The organism is Nocardia sp. NPDC056064 (assembly GCF_042266925.1).
In the GTDB taxonomy this organism is placed as follows: domain Bacteria; phylum Actinomycetota; class Actinomycetes; order Mycobacteriales; family Mycobacteriaceae; genus Nocardia.
This window is the reverse complement of the sequence record NZ_JBHJWO010000001.1, coordinates 1,169,921-1,181,690: the sequence shown is the minus strand read 5'-3', so window position 1 is coordinate 1,181,690 and position 11,770 is coordinate 1,169,921. Positions and strand designations below refer to the sequence as shown.

At 69.8% G+C, this 11,770-nt stretch carries 13 protein-coding genes; 7 read left to right on the top strand and 6 right to left on the bottom strand.

Annotated features, from left to right (window positions below; all coding sequences use genetic code 11):
• Positions 1-136 precede the first annotated feature (136 nt).
• Positions 137-1,768, top strand: coding sequence for a flavin-containing monooxygenase (locus ACFC06_RS05400; RefSeq protein ID WP_375928133.1), 1,632 nt, complete (start codon positions 137-139; stop codon positions 1,766-1,768).
• A 48-nt stretch (positions 1,769-1,816) separates the two neighbouring features.
• Here the strand turns inward: ACFC06_RS05400 and ACFC06_RS05395 are convergent, their stop codons facing one another.
• The gene (locus tag ACFC06_RS05395) at positions 1,817-2,320 is read right to left on the bottom strand and encodes a flavin reductase family protein (RefSeq protein ID WP_375928131.1); all 504 of its coding nucleotides are present in this window, start codon (positions 2,318-2,320) and stop codon (positions 1,817-1,819) included.
• Between the two features lie 102 nt (positions 2,321-2,422).
• On the opposite strand from ACFC06_RS05395, the gene ACFC06_RS05390 reads away from it, so the two are divergent.
• Positions 2,423-3,118 carry a PadR family transcriptional regulator gene (locus tag ACFC06_RS05390; RefSeq protein WP_375928129.1) on the top strand — a complete coding sequence of 232 codons (696 nt, stop codon included), beginning with the start codon at positions 2,423-2,425 and terminating at the stop codon, positions 3,116-3,118.
• A 7-nt stretch (positions 3,119-3,125) separates the two neighbouring features.
• Here ACFC06_RS05390 and ACFC06_RS05385 read toward each other — a convergent pair whose 3' ends face one another.
• Positions 3,126-4,112, bottom strand: a complete 987-nt coding sequence (locus ACFC06_RS05385; RefSeq protein ID WP_375928128.1) for an alpha/beta hydrolase — start codon at positions 4,110-4,112, stop codon at positions 3,126-3,128.
• A 149-nt stretch (positions 4,113-4,261) separates the two neighbouring features.
• On the opposite strand from ACFC06_RS05385, the gene ACFC06_RS05380 reads away from it, so the two are divergent.
• Positions 4,262-4,603, top strand: coding sequence for a hypothetical protein (locus tag ACFC06_RS05380; protein ID WP_375928126.1), 342 nt, complete (start codon positions 4,262-4,264; stop codon positions 4,601-4,603).
• On the top strand, positions 4,596-5,216 hold the full coding sequence (locus ACFC06_RS05375; RefSeq protein WP_375928124.1) for a Dabb family protein: 621 nt from the start codon (positions 4,596-4,598) through the stop codon (positions 5,214-5,216). Before ACFC06_RS05380 ends, ACFC06_RS05375 begins: the two co-directional genes overlap by 8 nt.
• Positions 5,217-5,227: 11 nt before the next feature.
• On the opposite strand, the gene ACFC06_RS05370 is transcribed toward ACFC06_RS05375, so the two are convergent.
• From ACFC06_RS05370 to ACFC06_RS05355, 4 genes are all read right to left on the bottom strand, one after another.
• Entirely contained in the window at positions 5,228-6,085 is an 858-nt protein-coding gene (locus ACFC06_RS05370) for an IclR family transcriptional regulator (RefSeq protein WP_375928122.1), read from the bottom strand.
• Positions 6,086-6,260: 175 nt separating this feature from the next.
• Positions 6,261-7,166, bottom strand: coding sequence for a biphenyl-2,3-diol 1,2-dioxygenase (gene bphC / locus ACFC06_RS05365; protein ID WP_375928121.1), 906 nt, complete (start codon positions 7,164-7,166; stop codon positions 6,261-6,263).
• A gap of 26 nt (positions 7,167-7,192) precedes the next feature.
• Positions 7,193-8,371: an acyl-CoA dehydrogenase family protein gene (locus tag ACFC06_RS05360; protein WP_375928119.1), complete on the bottom strand. Its 1,179-nt coding sequence runs from the start codon at positions 8,369-8,371 to the stop codon at positions 7,193-7,195.
• Positions 8,372-8,405: 34 nt separating this feature from the next.
• A complete protein-coding gene (locus tag ACFC06_RS05355; protein ID WP_375928117.1) occupies positions 8,406-9,593 on the bottom strand; it encodes a Rieske 2Fe-2S domain-containing protein in 1,188 nt (395 codons plus the stop codon).
• Between the two features lie 186 nt (positions 9,594-9,779).
• Between ACFC06_RS05355 and ACFC06_RS05350 the strand changes: the two genes are divergently transcribed.
• From ACFC06_RS05350 to ACFC06_RS05340, 3 genes are all read left to right on the top strand, one after another.
• Positions 9,780-10,343, top strand: a complete 564-nt coding sequence (locus tag ACFC06_RS05350) for a hypothetical protein (protein ID WP_375928116.1) — start codon at positions 9,780-9,782, stop codon at positions 10,341-10,343.
• Between the two features lie 11 nt (positions 10,344-10,354).
• Positions 10,355-10,843, top strand: coding sequence for a nuclear transport factor 2 family protein (locus ACFC06_RS05345; protein ID WP_375928114.1), 489 nt, complete (start codon positions 10,355-10,357; stop codon positions 10,841-10,843).
• Between the two features lie 71 nt (positions 10,844-10,914).
• Entirely contained in the window at positions 10,915-11,724 is an 810-nt protein-coding gene (locus ACFC06_RS05340; RefSeq protein WP_375928113.1) for a mycofactocin-coupled SDR family oxidoreductase, read from the top strand.
• Positions 11,725-11,770: the final 46 nt, after the last annotated feature.

Here is an 11,770-nt window from a genome sequence, read left to right as displayed (position 1 = left end):
GAGCGGATCGTCCCGATGACCGGGAGGCGATCGATCCGGCCAGGTGTGCCGGTCAGCGGGAAGACCACCTGCTCGGGGCGGGCGCGCGGACCTAGCGTCGCCGCGGAGAACCGGTCTCCATCGAAAGGTAGGCACTGTGAACCCCGAGACCCCATCGGCCTCCGCTCCCGGCCCCGCCGACGTCGACGTGGTCGTCGTCGGCGCGGGCATCGCCGGTCTGTACGCCCTGCACCGATTCCGCGGCAGCGGGCTGTCGGTGCGGGTGTTCGAGGCGGGCGAGGGCGTGGGCGGCGTCTGGTACTGGAACCGCTACCCGGGCGCGCGCTGCGATGTGGAGAGCGTCGACTACTCGTACTCCTTCGACGAGGCGCTGCAACAGGACTGGGAGTGGAGCGAGAAATACGCCACCCAGCCCGAGATCCTGGCCTACCTCGAGCACGTCGCCGACCGGTTCGACCTGCGTCGCGACATCGAATTCGCCACGCGCGTCACCGATATCGTGCTCGACGAGCAGACCCTGCGCTGGCAGGTCGCCACCGACACCGGGCGCCCGGTCACGGCGCGGTTCGTGGTGCTGGCCACCGGCCCGCTGTCCAATGCCAACACCCCCGCCATCGACGGCCTGGACACCTTCGCCGGGCAGGTGCTGCACACCTCGCACTGGCCGCACGAGGGGGTCGATCTCACCGGGCAGCGTGTCGGTGTCATCGGTACCGGGTCCTCGGGCATCCAGACGATTCCGTGCCTGGCCGAGCAGGCCGCGCGCTTGCACGTCTTCCAGCGCACCGCGAATTACAGTGTGCCCGCGGGCAATACGCCGCTCAGTGCGGCCGATCGCGCGGCGCAGCAGGCGGACTACCCCGAACGCAGGCGGTTGTCGAGGGCCAGCGGCGGCGGGTCACCGCATCAGGCGCACCCGCGGTCCGCGCTGGCGGTGAGCGAACGGGAACTGCGCGACGCCTACGAGAAGCGGTGGGCGCTGGGTGGTGTGCTGTTCAGCAAGACCTTCCCCGACCAGCTGGTGGACCTCGCCGCCAACGACACCGCCCGGCTGTTCTGGGAGCAGAAGGTGCGCGCCGTCATCGACGACCCCCGGGTCGCCGAGCTGCTCATCCCGCGTGATCACCCGATCGGCACCAAACGCATCTGCACCGACACGAACTACTACCAGACCTACAACCGCGACAATGTGGAGCTGGTCGATCTGAAGTCGACGCCCATCACCCGCATCGACGCCGACGGTGTGCACACCACCGACGCCCACTACCCCCTGGACACCCTGGTGCTGGCCACCGGATTCGACGCCATGACCGGATCGGTCGCGCGGATGAACATCGTCGGACGCGGCGGCGAATCGCTCAACGCGGCCTGGCGCGAGGGGCCGAAAACCTATCTGGGACTGGGGATGACGGGCTTCCCCAACCTGTTCAACCTGACCGGACCCGGCAGTCCCTCGGTATTGGCCAATATGGTGCTGCACTCGGAACTCCACGTCGACTGGGTGGCCGAGGCCATCGCCTTCCTCGACCGCAGGGGAGCGGTGGCGCTGGAGGCCCGGCCCGACGCGGTGGCCGACTGGGTGCGCGAATGCGCGGCGCGGGCGGCGGGAACGCTGATGACCCAGGCGAATTCGTGGTATCTGGGCGCGAACATCCCGGGCAGGCCACGGGTGTTCATGCCGTTCGTCGGCGGGTTCGGCGTCTACGGCGAGATCATCGCCGAGGTCGCGGCCGCCGGCTACAAGGGCTTCGACGTCATCGAGGGGTGAGACACAGCGACGGGGTGGTCCGATCAGAGCGGACCACCCCGTCACCGTTCAGGCCGCGAAGCCGCCGAACCCGCCGCGATAGAACAGCAGCGGCTTTCGGTCCTCGGCCGCGCGCAGGGCACCGATCCGGGCCAGCACCACCGTGTGATCACCGGCGTCGTGCTCGAGCTCCACACTCACCTCGATGTGCGCCAGCGCCCCGGCCAGCGCGGGCGCGCCGTTGCCCGCCCGCTCCCACTCGACCCCGGCGAACTTGTCCGCGCCGCTCACCGCGAACCGACGGCACAGCGCGCTCTGCTCCTCGGCCAGCACATTGACGCACAGGGCGCCCTGCGCGCGCAGCAGCGGCCAGTTGGTGGAGGTCTTGGCGGGGCAGAACGACACATACGGCGGATCCAGCGACACCGACACCACCGACTGACAGGTGAACCCGAGCGGGCGGGTCCCGTCGTGGGCGGCGATCACCGCGACGCCGGTGGCGAAATGGCCGAGCACCCGGCGCAGCTCGGCGGCCGGGATCCCGGCCTCGACGATGACGTTGTCTGCATTCATACCCCCACCCTCGATGCCGCGGGGTGGCCTGCTCAAGAGGTTCTCCCGGTCAGCGGTTGTCGACGGGCCGAGCGTGTCAAGCATGGTTGCTACCATGCACCGATGGCGACTCCCGACCCCGATCCCGGCGTGCCCAACCTGCCGCCGACCAGCTGGGCGGTGCTCGCCATGCTCTCCTACGAAGAGGAGATCTCCGGCTACGACCTGAAGAAATGGGCCGACTGGAGCCTGCGCTACGTCTACTGGACGCCCTCCTACAGCCAGATCTACGCCGAGCTGAAGAAGCTCGAACAGCACGGCTTCGCCAGCTCCCGCCTCGACCACGACAACGCCATGCGCGGCAGGCGCCTCTACCGCATCACCGACGCGGGCCGCGCCGCCGTCACCACCTGGTGGAACAAGGCCCCCGTCGACCCGTCGGTCCTCAAACACCATGTGCTGCTGCGGGTCATGTTCGGCCATCTCGGCTCCCCGGAACGCCTCAAACAGATCCTGCGCGATCACATCGCCGACGTCGACCAGCTCGAACAGCGCGCCGCCATCGACGCCGAGGCCGCCAAATCCGAACCCGGCTGGGCCTATTCGCAGATCGTGCTGCAATGGGCCCAACGCCACTACGCCGCCGAACGCGAACTCGCCGAACAACTCATCGCCGACATCGACGCCGCCGCCACGGTCCTGGCCGGCGCCGAACACGACGACCGCACCGACTACCCCCACCCCACCCCCGGCCGCTGGCGCGAAATCGAACAGCGCGTCCGCGAGGAACACCAGGACGCCGACCCCGCCGACCAGTGACTGCCGGCTACGCGCGCGATCGCTGCGAACAGCCCTGTTTCCCGCCGATGACATCGCGCACCATCGCCCACACCGTCCGGCGTGCGGTGACGGTGGCGCTCAGGGAGGGGATGGTGAGGAAGCCGTGGAACAGGCCGTCGAAGCGGCGGTGGCGGACCGGCACGCCGTCGCTCGCGAGGCGTCGAGCGTAGGCGTCGCCCGCCGAGCAGGGTGGGTCGAGTTCGGCGGTGACCACGACCGCGGGCGGCAGTCCGGCGAGGGAGGACGCCCGGGTGGGGACCAAGCGGATGTCGTCGGTGCCGTGGGGGGCGTACTGCTGCCAGTACCAGCGCATGGCGCGGGTGGTGTTGTAGTGGCCGGTGCCGAAACGGCGGTAGGAGTCGGTGTCGAAGTCGTCGTCGATGACGGGGTAGAGCAGGATCTGGGCGGTCAGTGGGGGGCCGCCGTGGTCGCGCACGGCGAGGGCGACGGTGGCGGCGAGATTGCCGCCCGCGCTGTCCCCGGCCAGTGCGATCCGGGCCGGATCGCCGCCGTATTCGCCCGCGTGCTCGGCGGCCCAGCGCAGGGCGGCGAGGAGGTCGTCGTGGGCGGCGGGGCCGGGATGTTCGGGGGCGAGGCGGTAGTCGACCGCGATCACCAGCGCTCCGACACCGGCGGCCATGGCGCGGCAGAACTCGTCGTGACTGTCGAGATCGCAGAAGACGAAACCGCCACCGTGCGCGAAGACGATCACCGGCAGGGCGGTGTCCGCGGTCGGCCGATAGACCCGGAGCGGCAAGAGTTCGCCGGGGCCGTCGATGGTGATGTCGCGGGCGGTGTGCATGTCGGGAAGGCGTTGCAGCGCAGGGCGTCTGGCCCGGATCGCGGCGCGGACCTCGGCGGCGTCCATGGCGGCCACATCGGGGAACCCGGCATCGAGCGCGGCCAGCACGGCGGCCACCTCGGGATCGGGGACCGCCCCCGGTCCGGTGGTCGGGAATTCGCGGACGGTCACGGGTCCTCCTGGAGATCGGCGACGGGATCGGTGCTGGTCCACCGGGGTCCCGGTCACCGTAGGGGCGGTGACGACCGGCGCGAACCTCGTTCTCCCACTGGGCGGAAACCCGCGCCGCCGCGGCATCGAGCCCTGTCTACCGTCGGCGGATGAGCACCGTCTATGTGATCGACACCGTGGTGACGAAACCGGGCCGCGCCAGGGAATTCGTCGACGCCTACCTGCGCGACTACGCCCCCGGCGCACGGGATCGCGGGATGCGCCTGGAACGGATCGTGGTGAGCCCGCCGGTCTGGTTTCCCGACGCGTCGAACACCGTCATCGCGACCTGGACACTCGACGGCGCGCACGGCTGGTGGGAGATGACCTGGCGTGGCCGTCCCGACGAATCCGTGCGCCGATGGTGGACACGGGCTCAGGAGTGGATCCTGGAACGCTCCCGCGCCACCGCCGCGGCCGCGGACGATGTGGACGGGCTGAACCATGTATGAGGTGATCCGGCTGGTGCACCTGGCTCCCGATGCCGATCGGGACGCGCTGATCGCCGACCTGCGTGCCGGTGTCGGCACCGCCCGGCACGCCCTCGTCCAGCCGACCCTCCCCGGTGTCCGCAACGGCGGTGACGTCCTCGTGCACGTGCGTTTCGACGACGCCGCGGGCTGGTCGGCGTGCGCCACAGAGCTCGATGACGTCCTGAGCCGCGGCACCGTGACCCATGTCGACGGCGCCGAATACATCGGCGGCACAGCGGGTTCCGCCGCACCCGGTACCCCTGCCACGGTCCACCGGGTCCTGCTGTTGCGCGTCGCGCCGAACACCCCGCCCGCGACCGTGCGCGCCTTCGAAGCCGACCTGCTCCGCATGCCCGGCTACCTCACCACCATCCGTTCCTGGCAGCTCAGCACCGTGCGCCGTGCCGTCGGATCGGTGCCGTGGACCCATGTCTGGGAACAGGAATTCACCGATCTCGACGGCCTGCGCGGCCCCTACCTGATGCACCCGATCCACTGGGCCCACGTCGACCGCTGGTTCGATCCGGAATGCCCGGAGGCGATCGTGCGCGACCGCGTCTGCCACAGCTTCTGTGCGAACGAACCGCGCTGACCGCTGCGGACTCAGGCCGTGCGCGTCACCTGCGGATAGGCGTGCGGCCGGGGTGCGGGACCGCCGGTGAGCGGGCGCGGATGCTGTTGCAGCGTCGGGCGCACCCGCACCCGGCCGTCGTCGACATGCCGCCAGATATTGAGCGCCGTGGTCCGCACCGGTGCGGCGAGACGGTGGTCGAGCAGCAGCCGGTCGACCGGCCCGCACACCGACACCGCCGCGACGGCCGGCTCGCCGAGCTCGCCGATGGGTGCCGCGAGACAGCCGAACCCGGGCAGCGATTCCTCGCGCTCGACAGCGACACCGTGCGCGCGCACCTTCGTCAGCTCCGCGTCGAGATGCGCCCTGCTGACGACCGGACCGCGCGTGCGGGCACCGGACTGCCCGGCCAGCGCCTCGGCCACCCGCCGTTCGTCGGAGTGCGCCAGGATCGCCCGGCCCACCGCCGTGCCCGCCGCGGGCCGCCTGCCGCCGACCCGGGTGGGCACGGCCGCCGCCAGATCGCCACCGACCTTGTCCAGGTACACCACATCCGGGCCGTCGAGCACGGCCAGATGCACGACGAACCCGGTGACCCGGTGCAGTTCGTGCAGGAACGGCATGGCCGCGCGGTGCAGCCGGTCCTGGTGCACGGCCAGCGAACCCAGCTCCATCAGCCGCAGGCCCAGCTCGTAGTCACGCCCCTCGCGGCGCAGCCAGCGTAGTTGCACGAGCCGTTCCAGCATGCGGTGCGCCGAGGACCTGGGTAGGCCGGTCCGGCGCACGATCTGGGCGAGGGTGAGCCTGCCCGGCCCGTCGAAGGCGTCGAGCAGCAGGGACGCGCGATCGAGGATCGCACTGGGGGTGGTGGCCTCGGCCTGGATGACCATGGAGCGCTCCATTCGGATCTACGAGCGGATGCCGAGTCGCATATTTCGATTAGGCATATACCTATTGATACCATCTGTTGTGTGCGTTGTCACACGAATCGGCGAGGTGAATCGACGACGAAGGCCCCCGATCCGGCGCGGGTGCGCGGATCGGGGGCCTTCGGGGCTGGGCGGGTTACATGGCCGCCAGCGGTTCGCTGCCGGACCAGTCGTGGCCCCAGTAGCTGTCGGCGGTGATCTCCTCGGCGGTGTAATACCGTTCGTCGACGCGCATGCCCTCGGTGCCGAACTCGATGTCCCAGCCGCCGGGGGCGCGCACGTAGAACGACACCATCTTGTCGTTGGTGTGCCTGCCCAGCGTCGAGGACACCGAGAAACCGTCCTTGGTCACCCGGTCCAGGGCCTGCCCGACGGCGTCGAGACTGTCGACTTCGACCATGATGTGCACCAGGCCGGGCGCGCCACCGTGCGGTGCCGGGCACAGCGCCAGGCTGTGATGCCGCTCGTTGACGCCCAGGAACCGCACCCGCATCGGCCCGAACTCCGGCGGCGCCGGAATCCGGAACGCGCCGCGCGGCAGGAAACCGAGCACCTCGGTGTAGAAGCCGAACGCCCCGTTCGGGTCCATGGTCGGCAGCACCACGTGACCCAGGCCCTGCGCCCCGGTGACGAACTTCGCGCCGAACGGAGTCACGACCGGGCTGTGGTCGAGCACCGCGCCGTGGAACACCTCGAGGGTGGCGCCGGTCGGGTCCTCGAAGGTGATGACCTCCTCGACCCGGCGCGCGTCGGCCTCCTCCACCGAGAGCGGTTTCACCGCGATCCCCGCGGCCGTCACCGCCTCCTGCACCCGGACCAGCGCCGCGTGATCGCGGACCTCCCAGCCGATGGTCACCACGGCGTCGGTCTCGCCCGGCACCACGGTGAGCCGGGCCGATCGCTCGTCCATCCGCAGATACAGCGCGTCCTCGTCCGGTCCGCTGCCCTGCGCGAAGCCGAGCACGTCGAAGGCGAAACTGCGCCAGCGGTCCATGTCGGCGGTCTGGATCTTGACGTAGCCGAGGCCCTTGATGTCTGTCATGTCGTGTGTCCTTCGTGGTGGTTCGGTCAGATCATCGAGCGCAGGTGATCGGCGGGCTCGAGGCCGAGGGAGCTCAGTGCCGAGGCGTGGTAGACCGTGCTCGGCACGTGGATGGCGTGGGCCAGGCCGACGTGCGCGTCGCGCCAGTAGCGCTGCAACGGTTTGTCGGTGCGCATGGCGTTGCCGCCGGAACGGGCGAAGATCTGGTCCACCGCCGTCACCGCGCGCCAGGCCGCGCGCACCTGGGTGCGCCGCACCGCCGCGCGTTCGGCGAAGCCGATCTCCTGGCCCGCGTCGACCAGGTCGAAGATCCGGTCGGCGTTGGCGAGCAGTTCCTGACGGGCGGCGTTGATGTCGGCGGCGGCCTCGCCGATGGCGAACAGCACGTACGGGTCGTCCTTGACGGCGGTGCCCTGGGCGCCGACCCGGTCGCGCTGATAGTCCAGGTGCGCGGCCAGCGCGCCCTCGGCGATACCGACCACCGCCGAGCTGATGCCCAGCGGGAACATCGTCGACCACGGCATCTTGTAGAGCGTCTCGGTGACGCCGTACTCCTTCTGCGCGGTGCCGTCGATGACGTGATCGCCGTTCATCACCCGGTAGTCGGGCACGAACGCGTCCTTGACGATGATGTCCTTGGACCCGGTGCCGCTGAGCCCCACCACATTCCAGGAATCCTCGACGATGGTGTAGTCCTGGCGCGGCAGGATCATGTGCAGCATGGTCGGCGGCAACGCCATCGACCCGTCGGGGTTGCCGAGCATGGCGCCCAGGAAGATCCAGTCGCAGTGGTCGGTGCCGGAGCTGAACTGCCAGCGGCCGTTGAAGACATAGCCGCCGTCGACCGGGCGGGCGATGCCGGTGGGCGCGTAGGGCGAGGCCATCCAGGTGTCGTGGTCGTCGGACCACACCTCGTCCTGGACCTTCGGGTCGGCGAAGGCCAGCTGCCAGGGATGCACGCCGACGATGCCGGTGATCCAGCCGCTGGCCGGGTCCAGTGCGGCGGTGGCCATCACCGTCTCGGCGAACTCGCGCGGGTGCGCCTCGAATCCGCTGTACTTCTTCGGTTGCAGCAGCCGGATCGGGCCCGCCTGCTTGAGCAGCTGGGCGGTGGCGTCGGGCAGTTGCCCGAGCCGCTCGGCCTCGGGTGCCTGTGCGCGCAGCTGATCGGCGATCGCGGCGATGTTGTCGAGAACCTTGGTCATCGGAGGTGGTGCTTTCTGTCGGTGGGGTGGCGGGTCAGGACAGGGTGTTGATGACGGCGCCGCGGGCGATGTTGTCGGCGACCTCGGCCTCCCAGCTGGTCACCGCGCGCTCGGTGTCGATCTCGAACTCGAAGCGCTTGGTCATGTCGTCGGTGACGTCCTCGACGTCGACATAGAACTGCTTGTACCAGCGGCGCAGCTGGTAGACCGGCCCGTCCTCCTCCGACAGCAGCGGATTGTCGATGGGGGCCTTGTTCTTCCAGATCGCCACGTCCTGCTCGAAGCCGTACTCGACGCCCTGGGCGAACTGGGCGGCCATCGCATTCGCGTCCGCGTCGGACATGCCCTGCGGCTTCTTGACCATCGCGCCGTACTGGAGCACGAAGGAGTTCTCGCTGACCGGGTAGTGGCAGTTGATGAGCACCGTCTCGATGGTCATGCCGTTGGCCTCGCTCCAGAGCCAGTCGATCATGTAGGACGGGCCGAAATACGAAGCGTCCGAACGCAGTGTCGAGTTCGGATCGTCGTAGCTGGTGCCGACCTCGATGTCGTGACGCGGGGTCGAGCGCATGTACTGGGTGGCGACCGGACCCTCGAAGACGTTCTTGAAATAGCGCGGGAACGCGTAGTGCACGTAGAAGAAATGCGCCATGTCGACGACGTTGTCGACGATCTCGCGACAGTGCGAGCCTTCGATGAGCATCGAGTTCCAGGTCCAGTCGGTCCACTCCGGGGTGCCGTAGCCCTCGATCTCGGGGATGGTCACCGCGTCGGTGGGCGAGCTGGCCTGCGGGTCGTGCCAGATGTAGAGCTGGCCGTTGCGTTCGAGTGTCGGCCACGAGCGGGTCTTGGCCAGCGGCGGCACCCGGCGCGCGTAGGGAATCGCGGTGCACTTGCCGTTGCCGCCCCAGCGCCAGTCGTGGAACGGGCAGGCGATCGAGTCGCCCTTGACGGTGCCGTGCGCGAGATTGCCGCCCATGTGACGGCAGAAGCCGTCGAGCACGTGCAGCGCGCCGTCGGTCTCGGACCGGAACACCACCAGCGTGGTGCCGAAAGCCTTGACCTCGTGCGGCTTTCCGTCGCGGAATGTCGAGAGCAGGCCGAGGCAGTGCCAGCCGCGGGCGAAGCGGGTGGGCGCCGCGGCGGCCTCGATCCGGCGGTATTCGGCGGTGGCGTCCAGCGGGCGGCCGTTCGGCGGGTTCTCCGGCATCGAAACCTCCATGGTCTGACGGAGCGGGATGAGCTGCGCCGATGGTCGCGCCGCGAGCGGGTACCCGTGCCGCCGTGTTCCCGGTCAGCGGACATGTTTTCGGCGCGGCCGAGCGGTGTCCCGATCAGCGGGAGAGGAACGGGTCACAGCCCGCCCGTGGTTCTAGCGTGACGGCACCTGCCGAAGAGAGGACTGCTCATGGGTGACGTCGCGATGGTGCTCGAGACCGAGGCGATCCGGGTGTTCGCCGCGGCGGCGCGCTCGGACAATCCGGCCTACCGGCTCGCCGACCGGCCGGTGGTCCCACCGACCTTCCTGCCCGCCGACGGCGCCGCCGGCGACCGCACCGAGACCGACCACCGGTTCTTCGGCCCACCCCCGCGCGCGGGGGACCGGCTCACGGCCATCCTGGCGGCGGCACCGACCGAATCGCTGACCCGCTACTTCGACCGCACCGGCGGACTCGTCGCCGAATCCTGGGCGGCCGCCGAAGCGCTGGTGGGCGACCCGGCGACCGCCAGGGCCGGCGCGCAACTGGCCACCTACGCCACCGACTGGCTCGGCGCGGAGAACATCCGCCGCTTCCGCACCAGGGCCACCCGGGCCCTGTCCTCGGGCGAAGTGCTGACCTGCGCCGGGCACATCACGCAGAGTTACCTGCAGGACGGCGAACCCCGCGTCGACGTCACCCTGTCCGGGGCCGACGCGGCGGGCACCGTCGTCGTCCGCGCGTGGGCCAGCTTCGCCCACGCCCGACCCTGAGCAGGAGCGTCATGCCCGACACCACCCCCGACCTCGCCGCCCGCATCGCCCGGCTCGAGGCCGTCGCCGCCGTCACCGCGCTCAAGCACCGCTACTTCCGCGCGTGTGACGCCAAGGACCCGGACGGCTTCCTCGGCTGTTTCGTGCCCGGCGCCGAACTCGACTACGGCTCCCTGGGCAAGCACGACGCCGAGGGCATGGCCGCGCTGTTCGCCTCGATCGCCCTGCGTCAGGTCGACGGCGGACCCGCGGTGCTCGACATGCACCACGGCGTGCACCCCGACATCACCGTGCACGACGACACCACCGCCGAGGGTCGCTGGACCTTGAAGTTCCGGCAGGTCAACCTGCTCACCGGCACCGAATCGGTGGCCACCGGCGAGTACGCCGACGAGTACCGGCTCGTCGAGGGCCAGTGGAAGATCGCGCGCAGCACCTTCACCCAGCTGTGGTCGATCACCCGCCCGCTCGGCCCGGACGTTCGCGTGAAAAACGGCTGAATCGCCTCCGGACAGGCGTCTGGAATGGTGGAGTGTTCATAATGCACATCAACGTTCGGAGGTAGTTCGACATGACGCGACGCTACGAAGGCAAAGTCGCCTTCATCACCGGCGCGGCCCGCGGCCAGGGCCGCGCCGAGGCGGTCCGCTTCGCGCAGGAGGGCGCGAACATCATCGCGATCGACGCGTGCGCGGAATTCGCGAGCACCCCGTATCCGGGCGCCACCGAGGCCGACCTGGCCGAGACCGCGCGCCTGGTCGAGGCCGCCGGTGGCAAGATCGTCGCGACCAAGGCCGACGTCCGGGATTTCGACGCGCTCTCCGCGGCCCTGGCCGAGGGCATCGAGCAGCTCGGCCGCCTCGATGTCGTCGTCGCCAATGCCGGGATCTGTTCGGCGGCGCTGTCCTGGGAGATCACCGCCGAGCAGTGGCAGGAGACGGTCGACGTCAATCTGACCGGCGTCTTCCACACCGCCAAAGCCGCGGTGCCGCACCTGATCGCGCAGGGCGAGGGCGGCGCGATGGTGTTCATCAGCTCGGTGTCGGGCCTCAAGGGCACGCCGTTCACCGGGCACTACGTGGCCACCAAGCACGCCATCACCGGCCTGGCCAAGACCATGGCCAACGAGCTCGGCGAGCACCGCATCCGGGTCAACACCGTGCACCCGGCCGGGGTGGCGACCGGCATGCAGCTCCTCGACATGGGCCCGCTGCTGGAGAAGTACGCGCACACGCTGGCGCCCATCTTCATGAACGCGCTGCCCACCTACATCACCGAACCGTCCGATATCGCCGCGGCCGTGGCCTGGCTGTGCTCGGACGAGGCCGCCCAGGTCACCGGCGCGCAGATCCCCGTCGACATGGGCAACCTGAACCGCTGACCGCACCGGATTGGTATTTTTATACCGCTCGCTCTAGGGTGGTATA